Annotated in this window: 14 protein-coding genes; 7 read left to right on the top strand and 7 right to left on the bottom strand. The window is 38.4% G+C overall.

All coding sequences use genetic code 11. The features are described 5' to 3' along the window. The 3 genes from ACJJVU_RS01485 (at nucleotide 1) to ACJJVU_RS01475 (ending at nucleotide 3,627) form a co-directional block, all read left to right on the top strand. A complete protein-coding gene (locus ACJJVU_RS01485) occupies nucleotides 1–1,542 on the top strand; it encodes an SPOR domain-containing protein (RefSeq protein ID WP_405221527.1) in 1,542 nt (513 codons plus the stop codon). Continuing rightward, nucleotides 1,542–3,236, top strand: coding sequence for a single-stranded-DNA-specific exonuclease RecJ (gene recJ, locus ACJJVU_RS01480; RefSeq protein ID WP_339845970.1), 1,695 nt, complete (start codon nucleotides 1,542–1,544; stop codon nucleotides 3,234–3,236). Before ACJJVU_RS01485 ends, recJ begins: the two co-directional genes overlap by 1 nt. Before the next feature lie 196 nt (nucleotides 3,237–3,432). Continuing rightward, nucleotides 3,433–3,627, top strand: a complete 195-nt coding sequence (locus tag ACJJVU_RS01475; protein WP_298323230.1) for a hypothetical protein — start codon at nucleotides 3,433–3,435, stop codon at nucleotides 3,625–3,627. 64 nt (nucleotides 3,628–3,691) lie between these two features. On the opposite strand, the gene ACJJVU_RS01470 is transcribed toward ACJJVU_RS01475, so the two are convergent. From ACJJVU_RS01470 to trpS, 4 genes are all read right to left on the bottom strand, one after another. Beyond that, nucleotides 3,692–4,624 carry an alpha/beta fold hydrolase gene (locus ACJJVU_RS01470; RefSeq protein WP_405221523.1) on the bottom strand — a complete coding sequence of 311 codons (933 nt, stop codon included), beginning with the start codon at nucleotides 4,622–4,624 and terminating at the stop codon, nucleotides 3,692–3,694. Between the two features lie 45 nt (nucleotides 4,625–4,669). Continuing rightward, nucleotides 4,670–5,431 carry a UDP-2,3-diacylglucosamine diphosphatase gene (locus ACJJVU_RS01465; protein WP_339846517.1) on the bottom strand — a complete coding sequence of 254 codons (762 nt, stop codon included), beginning with the start codon at nucleotides 5,429–5,431 and terminating at the stop codon, nucleotides 4,670–4,672. A 6-nt stretch (nucleotides 5,432–5,437) separates the two neighbouring features. Then, nucleotides 5,438–5,890, bottom strand: a complete 453-nt coding sequence (locus ACJJVU_RS01460) for a 6-carboxytetrahydropterin synthase (protein ID WP_013750569.1) — start codon at nucleotides 5,888–5,890, stop codon at nucleotides 5,438–5,440. Nucleotides 5,891–6,059: 169 nt separating this feature from the next. Continuing rightward, entirely contained in the window at nucleotides 6,060–7,031 is a 972-nt protein-coding gene (gene trpS, locus ACJJVU_RS01455; protein WP_405221520.1) for a tryptophan--tRNA ligase, read from the bottom strand. A gap of 70 nt (nucleotides 7,032–7,101) precedes the next feature. On the opposite strand from trpS, the gene ACJJVU_RS01450 reads away from it, so the two are divergent. Then, complete coding sequence (locus ACJJVU_RS01450) at nucleotides 7,102–7,833, top strand: lysophospholipid acyltransferase family protein (RefSeq protein ID WP_405221517.1); 732 nt, start codon at nucleotides 7,102–7,104, stop codon at nucleotides 7,831–7,833. A gap of 147 nt (nucleotides 7,834–7,980) precedes the next feature. On the opposite strand, the gene ACJJVU_RS01445 is transcribed toward ACJJVU_RS01450, so the two are convergent. From ACJJVU_RS01445 to recA, 3 genes are all read right to left on the bottom strand, one after another. Further along, entirely contained in the window at nucleotides 7,981–9,438 is a 1,458-nt protein-coding gene (locus ACJJVU_RS01445; protein ID WP_405221514.1) for a hypothetical protein, read from the bottom strand. Continuing rightward, on the bottom strand, nucleotides 9,438–10,013 hold the full coding sequence (locus ACJJVU_RS01440; RefSeq protein WP_298323209.1) for an RNA polymerase sigma factor: 576 nt from the start codon (nucleotides 10,011–10,013) through the stop codon (nucleotides 9,438–9,440). The genes ACJJVU_RS01445 and ACJJVU_RS01440 overlap by 1 nt, the downstream gene beginning before the upstream one ends. A gap of 197 nt (nucleotides 10,014–10,210) precedes the next feature. Next, nucleotides 10,211–11,218, bottom strand: a complete 1,008-nt coding sequence (gene recA, locus ACJJVU_RS01435) for a recombinase RecA (RefSeq protein ID WP_298323206.1) — start codon at nucleotides 11,216–11,218, stop codon at nucleotides 10,211–10,213. 404 nt (nucleotides 11,219–11,622) lie between these two features. Here recA and ACJJVU_RS01430 point away from each other — a divergent pair, with 404 nt between their 5' ends. The 3 genes from ACJJVU_RS01430 (at nucleotide 11,623) to ACJJVU_RS01420 (ending at nucleotide 14,770) form a co-directional block, all read left to right on the top strand. Then, the gene (locus ACJJVU_RS01430) at nucleotides 11,623–12,654 is read left to right on the top strand and encodes a rhodanese-related sulfurtransferase (protein ID WP_405221510.1); all 1,032 of its coding nucleotides are present in this window, start codon (nucleotides 11,623–11,625) and stop codon (nucleotides 12,652–12,654) included. Nucleotides 12,655–12,813: 159 nt separating this feature from the next. Next, nucleotides 12,814–14,301 carry a regulatory iron-sulfur-containing complex subunit RicT gene (ricT, locus tag ACJJVU_RS01425; RefSeq protein ID WP_405221507.1) on the top strand — a complete coding sequence of 496 codons (1,488 nt, stop codon included), beginning with the start codon at nucleotides 12,814–12,816 and terminating at the stop codon, nucleotides 14,299–14,301. Next, complete coding sequence (locus ACJJVU_RS01420) at nucleotides 14,294–14,770, top strand: gliding motility lipoprotein GldH (protein WP_339845946.1); 477 nt, start codon at nucleotides 14,294–14,296, stop codon at nucleotides 14,768–14,770. Before ricT ends, ACJJVU_RS01420 begins: the two co-directional genes overlap by 8 nt. Nucleotide 14,771: the final 1 nt, after the last annotated feature.

Raw genomic sequence — 14,771 nt, 5'->3', positions numbered from 1 at the left:
ATGAAAAAACTATTGAGTTTCCTGTGCATGCTTCCTATAATAGCAACTGCTCAGGATTCAAAAACTTTTACTAGAGATAAGGAATTTTACATACGCGGCAACACTGCCGTGGTGGGTAATAATATATTAAGCAAAGACTCAGAAAAACCATTTAATGATTTCGAGAAAATAAACGACGAGTTCAAAATGCGCTATGTGGATATTGATAATGATCAAAGCACATGGAGTTCAAGTAGCGCTCACTTAGCGTTAAGAGAAGGAGTAAAGGTTGTGTATGCTGGATTGTATTGGTCGGGAACTTATCATGGTGAGCGCAGTGGAAAACGTCTCAAAGATGGTCAGGTTTACCACAAAAAATTAGACGATCGTGCTCATGATATAAGAGCCGTAAAATTAAAATTACCTGGTGGCACGTATGAGAATATACAAGGCTCGCTCATTTATGATGGCGAGGATGCGACACATAACTCTATAAGCTCTCGAGCGCCTTATGCATGCATGGCAGACGTTACAGCATTAGTACAAGGTGATATTAAAGGCCAAGTGACTGTAGCAAATGTAAGTGCAACCCAAGGTGAAATCATAGGAGGAAGCTCTGCTGGATGGTTGTTGTATGTGGTGTATGAAGATGAGACACAGCCATTGCAATATGTGACTACCTTTCACGGATTTGAATTTGTAAATAAAAAAGCTATTGAAGTCGATTTTGGTAATTTTCAATCTTCAGAAAAAGGAGAGTTAGAAACAGCGATTACCATTGGAGCTTTAGAAGGTGATGGCACACTAGGTCGTGATGAGATCGGTATTTTTGATCCTAAAACGAAGGTTTTTGTTACGCTAGATAATAGCGTGAGAGCATCAAGTAATTTCTTTAATAGCACCGTAACTATTAATGACAAGAGAGCCACAAATAGAATTCCTAATAGTCTAAATACGTTAGGCTTTGATCTTGCAAAGATAAAGATCCCAACTGCTCAGAATACGATTATAGCAAATAGTACAGGAGGAGTAAAAATGAGATTTAAGACAAGATCAGATCGGTTTTTCTTATTCTTTACTGCATTCCAAACAACGATAAGTGAGCGTTATTATAAAGAGAAAAATAACAATGCCACTAGCGTTGCCTCTACTGAGCAAGTGGTAACGGCGCAACCACCTAAGAAGGTGATCACAAATCAGCAAGTAGCTATTGCGGTACCTCCAGCTCCAGACGAGCCTAAGCCAGCATATGTTGCGCCAGAAGTGGTAAACAAAGAACTTGCTTCGCTACTTGAAAAACCGTCGCTTAAGGTTGGAAATATAGGAGCCGGATATTACGTAGTGACTAACGTATTTTCAAACGCAACAAATGCCGAAAACTGGATGGCTATTCTTGCCACAAAAGGTCTCGAGCCTCAAATGTTCTACCGCCCAGATAACAACTACTTTTATGTGTTTGTAGATGCTGGAATGAATGCAGCCGCACTCTATAAAAAACTTGAAGAAGTAAGAACAATGCCCGACTTAAAAGAATCATGGATGCTTAAAATTAATCTTGATTAATGCGTTGGACTTTAAAACCAAAACCAGAAGCACAAAAAGTTACTAATCTTGCCAAAGAACTTGGAGTAGAGGAGCCTATTTCTCGTTTACTCATACAGCGTGACATAGACACGTTTGAAAAGGCAAAACAATTTTTCCGTCCGTCTCTAGATGACTTACATGATCCATTCTTAATGAAAGATATGGATGTTGCGGTAGCACGTATTGAACAGGCAATAGCTCAAGGCGAAAATATTCTTGTCTTTGGTGATTATGATGTAGATGGTACCACGAGTGTCGCCTTGATGAGCTCCTATCTCGATACAATCCATCCGCAGGTGGCGACCTATATTCCGGACCGTTATGCAGAGGGTTATGGTGTTTCTTATATGGGGATTGACTTTGCTGCAGATAATGATATGACACTCATTATCGCACTAGATTGTGGTGTAAAAGCGATTGAAAAGGTGGCTTATGCAAAAGAAAAAGGAATTGACTTCATTATTTGTGATCACCATAGACCCGGTGATCAGCTACCAGATGCGGTTGCTATTTTAGATCCAAAAAGAGAAGATTGTTCATACCCATATGATGAGTTATGCGGTTGTGGTGTAGGTTTTAAATTAATAAGTGCAATTGCGCTTTCGCGAAAGCAAAACTTTGAAGAGCTTCTTCCTTATCTAGATCTTGTTGCTACGGCAATAGGTGCAGACATTGTGCCTATTACAGGAGAAAATAGAATCCTTGCTTACCATGGACTAAATGTGATAAACCAAGCGCCTCGAGCAGGTTTTGAAGCCATTATAAAGCAAGTCAAAAAGCAAACGCTTACCATCACAGATGTAGTTTTTATCATAGGACCGCGTATAAACGCCGCGGGAAGAATGGTACACGGTAACCATGCCGTAACCTTATTACGGGAGACAAATCTTGATGCAGCCATCAAATTTGCATCAGAAATAGAGCAATACAACTCCGACCGAAAGGAAGCAGATAAGAGTATTACGCAGCAAGCCTTAGATCAAATTATAGAGAGCAAAGAAGAAGGAAATAAAACCACCGTTGTTTTTCAGGAAGACTGGCATAAAGGAGTGATAGGGATTGTAGCTTCAAGATTAATAGAAACATATTATCGTCCTACGCTAGTATTTACAAGAAGCGGAGATAAATATGCGGCTTCTGCAAGATCTGTAAAAGGTTTTGATGTATATAACGCCTTGCACGAATGTGCTGAGCATATAGAGCAATTTGGTGGGCATAAATATGCCGCAGGACTTACACTAGCTCCAGAGCAGTATGAAGCATTTAAGGAAAAATTTGAACAGGTAGTTGCTGCTAGTTGTGATGAGCGCTTGCTGGTTCCAGAAATTGCCATTGACTCAGAGATAGACCTTGCAGATATCACGCCGAAATTTCACCGTATTTTAAAGCAGTTCGCTCCTTTTGGACCTCAGAATATGTCACCTACATTTATGACTCAAAACCTAGTAGACACAGGTTATGGTAAAAAAGTAGGGGCAGATCAAACACACTTAAAAGCTACTGTAGCACAGAATAATAGAGGGCAACGTATAGGATGTATAGGTTTTAATCTAGGAGATAAATACGAACTTATTGAAGATAAAAAAGTCTTTAAAGCCGCTTATTCCCTTGATGAAAATGAATGGAATGGGAATGTGAGTTTGCAGTTGCGATTAAAAGATATTAAGGCTTGAGATCAAGTTTTTCATTTGATAAGGAATAATTAATCTGCATGCATTTGTTAGAATAAAAGAGCATGTCTATGCTTTTGTTTAGTGCAGGAGGTATTCTTGCTTCATTTAGAAAATTGTTCGATAAATATGTTAAAAATTTGTGATATGGGTTATGTTTTCTTAAATTTATGTTAACACTTAACATAAATACACCTCTATGGCAACCACAAAAAAATCAAACAATGAGATTTACGAAATCATTGAAGTAGCATTAGTGACCTTTTGTTTGGCTATAGTAATGATTGTATTTTATCAGTACAATGATTCAAATGCTATTGAAGATGCTCATTCATCTTTTGCAAGCTCCATGGATACTTGGGACAAGCAAATAACGAGTACAATAAATAATTAAAAGGCTCCATATCTATTAAAAAGTAAAAACCCCTTCAATTGAAGGGGTTTTTACTTTTTAAGTTTTATTTCAAAAAATCCAAGATTAACTTGACAACCTCCTTGGGCTTTTCCTCTTGAATAAAGTGCTCTGCTTCTATAATATGGAAGTTCTCATCGTTAACTTGTAGGTTCTTTTTAAGCCTTTCTTTTTGAGGTTCTATGAGTAGAAAGGAATCATCACCACCCCATATTACTGCCGTAGGGATATCCAGTTCTTTTATCATATCGCTATAATCTGGCAAGTCATTACAAGTTTGTGTAAAGAAGTAATACATACCTCTAGTTTTTCCTTCTCTTAGTGGTGTTTTATAACCAGTAATATCTTCCTTGTTGAGGTTGTTCTCCATCATTCCAGACTTAAAAAGCTTCTTAAGCATCATGTTTGTAGTAATGCCGTTGCGATAGCTCCACATTGCGGTACGCGCCATAAAACCTTTTTTAAAACGAACAGGAGGCTCAAAGCCTTCTTCATAAATGATGGTATTGAGAAGCACGAGTCGCTCTACTTTTGATGGGTTTTCCTTTATAAGTTCCCATGTCCATAAGCCACCTGCGTCATGCATAACATGCGTCCAGCTGTCTATGTTTAATGATTCCATAAGTGCTAGAAGACGCTCTGCGTGCTCCTTCTCAGAATATATCTCATAACCCTTAGGATTATCACTATTACCATAACCTAGCATGTCTGGCACAATCACTCGGTAACCTTGAGCTACAAGTGGGTCAATCATTTTTCTATATAACCATCCAGAAGTAGGCACACCATGTAATAAGAGTATGACTTGATTTCCTTGACCGCGATCTATATAGGTAATAGCGCCATCACTAGATGTAAATGTTTTCTGTTCCTTTCTAAAACTATCATAGGTAGTCTGTCCTTCTCTTAAAATCGCAGATTGATAAGGTTTACAAGAAAATAAAGCAAAACCACATAGGGCAATAAGAAGTAAACGCATGGATAAGTATTTGCTTAAAGATAACTAAGCAAGAAGTTTTACAGACTATTCCTTCTCAAATTCCTTGAGTTCAAATCCATTTTCATCATATACTCCATAAGTGTAATGATGTATCCAGTCTCCTAGATTATAATATGTGGAGCGCTCGCCCACTTGGATAGTCATAGGTAAGTGACGGTGTCCAAAAATAAAAAAATCAAAATGCTCCTTCTCTAGTTTGCGCTTAGCATACGTAGCCAGCCATTCCTGATCTTCGCCTAGAAAAACGTGGTCATCATCACCAGATATGAGTTTGTTTTTTACAGACATGTATTGAGCAATTTTCATCCCAATATCTGGATGTCCCCAGCGAAAGAGCCACTGAAAAAACTTCCCTCTAAACACCTTTTTCATGCGCTTGTAACCCATGTCTCCAGGACCTAATCCATCACCATGACCTAAAAAGAACTTTTTATCATTTATTGTAAAAACTTCCGGATCATGATAAACAGGGATACCTAGCTCATCTTGAAAATAGCCGTTCATCCAGAGATCGTGGTTACCCACGAAAAAGTAAATCTCAATACCTTCGTCACGCATCTCTGCTAGTTTACCTAGTGTGCGCACAAAGCCTTTGGGTACTACAGTCTTATACTCAAACCAAAAATCAAAGAGGTCTCCCATTAAGAAAATGGCCTGTGCGTCCTTGCGTGCCATCTCTAGCCATCGCAAGAATTTACGTTCACGAGGGCGACTTTCTTCCATAGTAGGAGCGCCCAAGTGATTGTCACTTGAGAAATAGATTTTCTTTCCTTTGGGGAGTGTTATCTTCATTTAATCTTGATCTGCAGCGTGCCATTCGGCATAGCTGGTTGCCGTTTCAGACAGCCGTAGTGAGTGTAATTTTATACTATCTGGTAAAAATGATTGAATTTTTGCAGCAAAGTCTATTACCATCATTTCACTTGTAGGCTGATAGTCTACTAGAAGCACATCATGGCCGCGGTCAGATAGTTCTTTTGCAAGCTCTACGTGAGGCGTATTTTTATTAAAAACGGTGGCGTGATCAAAAACATTTACAATCTCACGATTTACAATTTTCTTTAAATCGCCAAAATCGATAACCATCCCCAGTTTAGCATTACCTGTATCAGAAATAGGCTGTCCTATCACGGTAACACTTAGTTTGTAACTATGGCCGTGCACATTTTTACACTTTCCATCATAGCCATATAAGGCATGACCAGTCTCAAAGGTAAATTGTTTTGTAATTCTAATTTTTGACATACTGTATTATTGGTTTTCGCTTTCGCGAAAATTGAAACTTGAACGACCTAGCGTCTGTTTCTAAATTTGTTGTACAAAACTACGATAATCAATACAAGTCCCAAGATGAGGAACAAACCGTTACCGCTTAAAAAGCTCATGAAGTCCATAATATTTCAATTTTAGTTTATTAATATCCAACCACTTCACGCACCCTCTCAATCACTCCATTTGCAACCTTGGTTGCTTTTTCTGCTCCTATTTTTAATGCAGCATCAATCTCGTTGAGGTTGTCCATATAATAATGGTATTTCTCACGCTGTGTTGCATATCTCTCTATAATCACTTCATAGACAGCTTGCTTTGCGTGACCGTAGCCAAAGTCTGTGCGTTTATAATTTTCGCGTAAGCGGTCTATTTGTTCTGGTGATGCTAGTAATTTATAAAGGTTAAACACATTACAGCCCTCTGTTTCCATAGGTTCCTCCATAGGGGTGCTGTCTGTTTTAATCCCCATAATTTGCTTACGTAGCTTCTTGTCTGGTAAGAAGATATCAATAATATTTCCTTTAGACTTAGACATCTTTGCGCCGTCTGTACCTGGAATATACATGGTTTCTTCATTGTGACTAGCTTCTGGTAATACAAAAACCTCCTTACCTGTTGCTGCGTGAAAACGGCTAGCAACATCACGAGTCATTTCTATATGCTGCGCTTGATCTTTACCTACGGGTACAACCTCTGCATCATACAGCAAGATATCTGCCGCCATAAGCATAGGGTAGGAGAATAATCCAGCATTTACATCCTCTAGGCGATCTGCTTTGTCCTTAAAACTGTGAGCGAGTGTAAGTCGCTGGTATGGAAAGAAACAGCTCAAATACCAAGTAAGCTCTGTAGTTTGAGGCACATCGCTCTGTCTATAAAATACAGTATTGTTAATGTCAAGACCAAAAGCAAGCCAGGTAGCTGCCGTGCTATAGGTATTATGACGGAGCTGTGCGCCGTCTTTTATCTGAGTAAGCGAGTGCATATCTGCAATAAAGAGAAATGCCTCGTTTGCAGGATTATTTGCCATCTCGATGGCAGGGATAATCGCTCCTAATAAATTTCCTAAGTGGGGTGTACCTGTACTTTGTACACCAGTAAGTATTCTTGACATAAAATTAAGTAAAAAGCAAAGTTAACTTTTTCTACGCATTGGCTAGGGCGAATTACCTATTTTTGGCACCATGCATTTTTTAAGAAACATAGCGGTTGCTGTTTGGAAAGTATGGTTTTACTTTTTAATGCTTGTGGTGATACTGATTTTATCTCCACTTCTCATTATTAGTATCCTCAAAGAAACGTGGTACGGAATGTTTTTTCGTCTAGCGCAAATATGGGCTCGTACGATTATGTTACTCATGGGATTATTTCCAAAAGTAGTAAGAGAAGAGAAGTTTGAGCGAGGCAAAGGATATATGCTGGTGAGTAACCACACCTCTATGATGGATATTCTGTTAATGCTTCACCTTGCAAAAAGTCCTTTTGTATTTGTGGGTAAAGCAGAGCTAGCAAAGCTGCCACTCTTTGGTTTCTTTTATAAGCGCACTTGTATCTTAGTAGATAGAGGTAATGCGCGCAGTCGTAAGCAAGTATTTGATCAAGCACAACGACGCCTTAGTCAGGGTTTTAGTATCTGTATTTTTCCAGAAGGTGGCGTTCCTAATGATTTGTCACTAGTGCTAGATACTTTTAAGGATGGAGCTTTTAGACTAGCAATAGACCATCATCTTCCTATTGTACCCATCACCTTTTATGATAATAAGAAGCGATTTCCTTACTCATTTTTCAAAGGAATTCCAGGGGTGATGAGAGCAAAGGTGCACCGTTTTATCCCTACGGTAGCGATGACGCAAGATGATAAGAGAGCCTTAAGAGAGCAAACACGTGAGGTTATCTTACATGAATTAACCAAGTAGATAAGACCGCTTTCGCGAAAGCGTATACATAAAAAGGCTCCGTAACCAGCGGAGCCTTTCTTGTTATCATTGCAAGAGCAACGATTACCTAACCAACTAAAAAACTAACCTAATACCAAGTAAACTACACTTGGTATAGCTTCTTTACTAGAACTTATAGCTTACGCCAGTATATACACCTATGTAATACGGCTGAAAATCTACCACCTTATTATCAAAACTGTTGAGTTGATATTTAAGTGAAGGTTCTATATTAAATATGATTTTTTTTGTGAATTTATAATCTAAGCCTACACCTAAGTTTGTGGTAAAACTCACCTCATTTACACCATTTGCTGTCCCTAAACTTGTAGTGAGCTGTGATGACTTTAAGACAACGTCATTCTCATTAAGAAATAAAGTGCTTACTCCACCTATAAGAGATAGTCCTACGCGTTTATCTGAAATTACGTAAATAGCTTCTAGCGGTACTTCTAAGTAGCTTAGTTGCTGTTGTAGGGAGCCATTTGAGGATGCGCCTATTCTTGATATAGCGTTGTCTGCAGTAAAACTATGTTGAGTAGCGGGATTGTCTAAAATGGCCAGTACTTTTGCATTGTCATTAAATGAAATACCTCGCACACTGCGTCCTAATCCATTGGTCGAAAAGGATATCTCATTAGTATTATAACTCAAATCTACATTGCTCACTCCAGTACGTATCTTGAATTTTGGACTTATAGCATAACTCACTTGAACCCCATAACTTAAATTCACATCACCAGATTTATCATTATCTGCAAACTGTTTGTCTAATCCAGAGCCACCAAAATCTCCATAGTAAACAGGAGCGGCTACAGCACCTACATCCCAGCGCTTTATTGCAGTGTTGTCATCTACTTGAGCAAGCTCGTCCTCTTGCAAGGTTTCTATTTTCTGAGCTTCGTCGATGAGGTTTTTATTGTTATTAGAACTCTCGTCTAGTGTGCTTGTTTGAGCAATCGCATTGGTAATTTTTTGTGGAGAGTCATTATTTTCAACTTCAGCTTTATTTAGATGAAGCGGGCTATCTGTGTTTCCTGTATTTGGTTGAGATGAATTTGCTTGATAAGTAATTCCCGCAGTGTTTTGCTCAGTTGTTGCGAGGTTTGCTTTGTTTGGACTGTTTTGAGATCCATTCCTAGAGTTATTGTCGTCTCTTCTAGATGCTAGAGTAGCACTTTCAGGATATCTTACTGTCGTATTGCTTTTTGTATTCGAAGTAGTTTGGGAGTTGGTAGTAGTTGCAAGTTTATTGCTTTCCTCATTACTTGTTGATACTTGAGGAGTAATTGACGTTGTTGCCGTGTTCTCTTCTAAAACTGCGTTTTCATCATTTATGATTGGAGTATCTACAACCTGAGTATTCTCTTGATTAGGAGTATTGATAAATAAGCTACCTATTCCAAAAAGCAATAGGAGCGCAGCAGCTATACCGCCCAACTTCCACCATAATGGAATTACCTTTTTATCTTCTTTTTCTTTTTGTGCTGCAAGAATATTACTCCACACATGGTCGCTAGGATGCGATTCAAAATCTTTGAATTTCTCTTGGAATAATCTATCTATGTTCTTCTTCTCCTTCATTATTGTATGTGAGATTTGCTTTTGGGGTTAAACTGGCTCATCTCTATTTTTTCTTTTAATATTCCTCGGGCGCGTGCAAGGTTTGATTTTGAAGTACCCTGAGAAATTGTAAGCAATGCTGATATTTCTTTGTGCGAATGCCCATCTAGTACATAAAGGTTAAAAACCATTCTGTATCGATCTGGAAGCTCTTGTATAATCTTAAGTAGGAAATCGAGAGGAACACTTTCTTCTTCTATCTCAACTTCTACTTCCTTTATATTTTCTTCATTAACTAGGTTAAAAACACCTGGTTTTCTATAGCGCTGTAGCGCAGTATTTATAACAACTCTTTTAAGCCATCCTTCAAACGAACCTTTGTTTTTGTACTGACTTACTTTGTCAAAAATGGTCATAAAGGCATCTTGCAGAATATCTTCTGCTTCTGCATAATTAGGAGCATACTTTAAGCATACAGAAAACAAAACGCTTGAATAGCGATTGTATAATTCTGCTTGAGCCTTAGGTTGCTTCTTCTTACAGTTCTTTATGAGTTGGTCTTGACTCAACCGGTTGTTTGGTTTTAATGTTCTCATAACAAGATAAGAACAGATATCTATTTAAAGTGCTCATGAGCTACATTATGATATCATTTATGGACGTCTACTCGTATACTTTCTATAAAATTTTACCTGGTTAACACTACGTAGATGCTAAAAAAATAAAAAGGTTGCGTTTAAAATGCAAAAACCTCCCTTATGGGAGGTTTTTATTATCAATATGATATAATTGCTTACTCGTTAGATAATTTGATAGCTTCATGAATTTTTGCTTCTAACTCATCCATAAGGTCTGGATTATCTAGTAATAATGCTTTTACAGCATCACGACCTTGACCTAACTTAGTATCTTGATAGCTAAACCATGATCCAGCTTTCTTTACAATCTCATAGTTTACACCTATATCAATAATCTCTCCCACTTTTGAGATTCCTTCCCCATACATGATGTCAAATTCTGCCATACGGAAAGGTGGAGCAACCTTGTTCTTTACAACTTTAACTCGGGTCTTATTACCCATTACGTTTGCGTTACTATCCTTAATCTGTGTAGAACGACGTATGTCAAGGCGTACAGAAGCATAAAACTTAAGTGCATTACCTCCCGTTGTAGTTTCTGGATTTCCAAACATAACCCCAATTTTCTCACGAAGTTGGTTAATGAAAATCACAGTACAATTAGTTTTACTAATGGATCCAGTAAGTTTACGAAGTGCTTGAGACATTAAACGAGCGTGAAGTCCCATTTTTGAATCTCCCATCTCACCTTCTATCTCACTTTTAGGAGTAAGTGCAGCAACAGAATCTACTACGACGATATCAATAGCTCCAGAGCGTATAAGATTGTCTGCGATTTCAAGTGCTTGCTCTCCGTTATCTGGTTGTGATATGATCAAGTTATCAATATCCACCCCTAGCTTTTCTGCATAGAAACGGTCAAAAGCGTGCTCTGCATCAATAAATGCTGCAATCCCTCCAGCTTTTTGAGCCTGAGCAATGGCATGTAATGTCAAGGTGGTTTTACCCGAAGATTCTGGCCCGTAAATTTCAATTACACGACCTCTTGGATATCCTCCTACACCTAAAGCAACATCTAGCCCTAGAGAACCCGTTGGTATAGACTCTACATCTACGATAGCTTGATCTCCCATTTTCATCACAGCTCCTTTACCGTAAGTCTTGTCTAGCTTGTCTAGGGTGAGTTTAAGGGCTTTTAATTTTGCATCTTTTTCACTACTCATATCTTCAGTTTTGTATTGTAAATTTAATTGTTAAATAATGGGTAAACAAGGTGCGCTTTCGCGAAAGCGTAATATTTTTAACATAATTCTTGTCGATGATGACGCAACCATTTAATTATTATTGCATCTTAGCAACGAGAATAAGTCTAACGCACACCAAACACATTATTCCCGACGTTTTGTCAAAGATACTAAAATTTGGAATCTTTACTAAAATTAGGAAGGCCACAGCTACAAAGTATTAAAAAAATTACGACGACATTAAATAAAATGTAAACCTGAATTAGCCAAAATTCACAAAAAAATGCCCGCAGGATAGACCTCCGGGCATTTTTTGTTCCCTTAATTCAAAGACTTATATTTGCCGAAGAAATAATTCTTTTAACTTAAAACGAAGGTATAGCATGCAACTGTACAACAAATTAAGCGCAAAAGAGAGAGCACAGCTTATAGAAGAGGCGGGAGAAGAACGCCTTACACTCTCTTTTTACCAGTATCATAAGATTGGAAACCCAGAACTTTTCAGAAACCACCTTTTTGTGGCTTGGGATGAGATGGAAGCCTTGGGACGTATTTATGTGGCAAATGAGGGTATAAATGCCCAGATGTCTGTTCCAGCCAAAAAATTTACAGCATTTAAGGAATTTCTTGATGGGATAAACTTCCTAGAGAATGTACGCCTCAATATTGCGAGAGAGCAAGACGATAAGTCGTTCTTAAAACTCAAAGTAAAAGTGCGTAACAAGATTGTTGCAGATGGACTGGTAGATGATACTTTTGATGTAACAAACAAAGGAGTTCACGTAGACGCTTCTACTTTTAATGAGCTTATAGAAGACGAGAATACAGTGCTCGTTGATATGCGTAACCACTATGAGAGTGAGATAGGGCATTTTAAAAATGCAGTAACTCCAGATGTAGATACTTTTAGGGATAGTCTTGATATTATTGAAGAAGATCTAAAAGATCACAAGGAAGATAAAAAACTTGTGATGTACTGCACAGGTGGAATACGTTGTGAGAAAGCAAGTGCTTATTTTAAGCACAAAGGCTTTAAAAATGTTTTCCAGCTAGAAGGAGGAATCATTGAGTATGCTCGCCAGGTAGAAGCAGAGAAGCTTGATAATAAGTTCAAGGGTAAGAATTTTGTGTTTGATCACCGTCGTGGAGAGCGTATCTCAGACGATGTTATCTCAAACTGTCATCAGTGTGGTACTCCTTGCGATGAGCACGTAAACTGTGCAAATGAAGCTTGTCACTTACTTTTTATACAATGTGATGAATGTGCAAAGGCCAATGAAAAATGCTGCTCTACAGAGTGTGCAGAGATTAATGCACTGCCATACGAAGAGCAAAAGAAATTACGTTCTGGTAAAGGAAATAGTAATAAGATTTTTAAGAAAGGTAGATCAGAAAAGCTGGCTTTTAAGAAGTAAAAAGCAGAAAAAGAATCTGTTGATTTTGATTTTGGAAAAGGCGCTATAGATTACCTATCTTTATCGATAGTTCATTGTGAACATAAATATAACGCGTACACGCGGCTGTTACTCTCTTAACGATTGATATAGAGCGATGTACATTTAAATATACAAAATATGGCATGTGGCAGTTGTGGCACAGGTGAAGACGGATCTCCTAAAGGTTGTAAGAACAATGGAACCTGCGGAACCGACGGATGTAATAAACTTACAGTCTTTGACTGGCTTTCTAATATGTCCCTTCCTGATGGACAAGAAGCTTTTAACTACGTAGAAGTACGTTTTAAAAACGGACGTAAAGATTACTATAAAAACGAAGAAAAAATCACCTTAAGTATAGGTGATATTGTAGCCACTCAAGCAGAGTCTGGTCACGATATTGGTATGGTAACTCTTACCGGTGAGCTTGTGCGCGTGCAAATGAAGCGCAAAAAAGTAAGGCAAGACACTCCAGAAACGCTTAAAATTTATCGCAAGGCATCACAAAGAGATATAGACATCTGGACTACGGCGCGCGAGAAAGAAGAAAGTATGAAGGTGCGCGCTAGACAGATAGCGATACGTCTAGATCTCCAAATGAAAATCTCAGATATTGAGTTTCAAGGTGACGGTTCTAAAGCGACATTTTATTATACGGCAGAAGATCGTGTAGATTTTCGCCAACTCATAAAAGAATTTGCTCAAGATTTCCGCACTCGTATTGAGATGAGACAGATAGGTCTGCGTCAGGAAGCGGCACGTCTGGGTGGTATAGGTTCTTGTGGTCGCGAACTTTGTTGTTCTACATGGTTAACAGATTTTAGGTCTGTAACTACGAGTGCTGCTAGATACCAGCAATTATCACTTAACCCGCAAAAGCTTGCTGGACAATGTGGGAAATTGAAGTGCTGTCTTAATTATGAGCTAGATGCTTACATGGATGCGCTCAAAAGTTTTCCAAAAAGTGAGACAAAATTATACACTCAAAAAGGAACTGCAGTCTGCCAGAAAATTGACATTTTTCAAGGACATCTATGGTATGCCTACGAGGGAGAATGGATGAACTGGCATAAGCTTACTACAGATCATGCAAATGAGATTATAGCTGCAAATAAAAAGAAAGAGCCGGTTGCAAGTCTGGAAGAATTTGCTGCCGAACTTATAGAAGAAACAGTAATAGACTTTGGCAATGTAGTGGGACAAGATAGTCTTACTCGTTTTGACAAGCCTAAAACTACAAACAAGCGTCGCAATAGTCGTAAGAGAAAACCTGCTGGTAAAGGAAACAAGCCTCAGGGAGATAGACCAAAAGCTAAGGATAGAACTCCCAGAAAACCTAATCAAGATGGTGCAAAAGGTCCAAGACCTGCAGCAAAGAAAGGACCAAAACCTCAAGCAAAGGGACCTAGACCAGAAGGTAAAGGCCCAAAGCCTCAAGCAAAAGGACCGAGACCTGAAGGTAAAGGACCTAGGCCTAAAAGCAGAGGCCCAAAGCCGCAAGCTCAGGGAAACAAACCTAAAGATGCAACGAGCCAAAAACCAACTCAAGAAGGTCAAAAAGCTGGAGGATCAAAGCCTGCAAATAAAAATAAAAGGCGTCCTCAAAAACCAAAACCTAATGCGTAACGTATTACTATTGATACTCATTATTTTATGTGTTTCATGTGATTCAAAACAAGTGTATCATTCATACACGTCGTTAGGTAGCTCATGGAATATTAATGAACCTGTGATATTAGAAGTAAACGAGCTTGATAGTGTGCCATTATATAATGCATATATCACCGTTCGCAACAATAATCAATACCCATATAGTAATCTTTTTTTGATTACAGAAATGCAGTTTCCACAAGGGCGTACGTACACAGATACTCTTGAGTACGAAATGGCAAATCCAGATGGAACATGGATGGGTACTGGTTTTGGAGATATTAAAGAAAGTAAATTGTTGTATAGGGAAGGAGTACGCTTTCGCGAAAGCGGAACCTACACCTTTACTATAGAGCATGCAGTAAGAAAAAACGGAAACATCGCCGGAGATGCCTATCTAGAAGGAATTACCGAAGTAGGATTACGTATTGAAAAGCAAGAATAAA

It is taken from the genome of Dokdonia sp. Asnod1-B02 (genome assembly GCF_045063955.1).
In the GTDB taxonomy this organism is placed as follows: domain Bacteria; phylum Bacteroidota; class Bacteroidia; order Flavobacteriales; family Flavobacteriaceae; genus Dokdonia.
Note: the sequence above shows the minus strand (reverse complement) of the source record. Positions and strands in the feature narration are given on the sequence as shown.

Coding starts and splice junctions, on each gene's coding strand:
- ACJJVU_RS01440 (WP_298323209.1), bottom strand. CDS start 10,013: ATGAGAACATTAAAACCAAACAACCGGTTGAGTCAAGACCAACTCATA.
- ACJJVU_RS01445 (WP_405221514.1), bottom strand. CDS start 9,438: ATGAAGGAGAAGAAGAACATAGATAGATTATTCCAAGAGAAATTCAAA.
- ACJJVU_RS01485 (WP_405221527.1), top strand. CDS start 1: ATGAAAAAACTATTGAGTTTCCTGTGCATGCTTCCTATAATAGCAACT.
- ACJJVU_RS01470 (WP_405221523.1), bottom strand. CDS start 4,624: ATGCGTTTACTTCTTATTGCCCTATGTGGTTTTGCTTTATTTTCTTGT.
- ACJJVU_RS01475 (WP_298323230.1), top strand. CDS start 3,433: ATGGCAACCACAAAAAAATCAAACAATGAGATTTACGAAATCATTGAA.
- trpS (WP_405221520.1), bottom strand. CDS start 7,031: ATGTCAAGAATACTTACTGGTGTACAAAGTACAGGTACACCCCACTTA.
- ACJJVU_RS01460 (WP_013750569.1), bottom strand. CDS start 5,890: ATGTCAAAAATTAGAATTACAAAACAATTTACCTTTGAGACTGGTCAT.
- recJ (WP_339845970.1), top strand. CDS start 1,542: ATGCGTTGGACTTTAAAACCAAAACCAGAAGCACAAAAAGTTACTAAT.
- ACJJVU_RS01420 (WP_339845946.1), top strand. CDS start 14,294: ATGCGTAACGTATTACTATTGATACTCATTATTTTATGTGTTTCATGT.
- recA (WP_298323206.1), bottom strand. CDS start 11,218: ATGAGTAGTGAAAAAGATGCAAAATTAAAAGCCCTTAAACTCACCCTA.
- ricT (WP_405221507.1), top strand. CDS start 12,814: ATGGCATGTGGCAGTTGTGGCACAGGTGAAGACGGATCTCCTAAAGGT.
- ACJJVU_RS01430 (WP_405221510.1), top strand. CDS start 11,623: ATGCAACTGTACAACAAATTAAGCGCAAAAGAGAGAGCACAGCTTATA.
- ACJJVU_RS01450 (WP_405221517.1), top strand. CDS start 7,102: ATGCATTTTTTAAGAAACATAGCGGTTGCTGTTTGGAAAGTATGGTTT.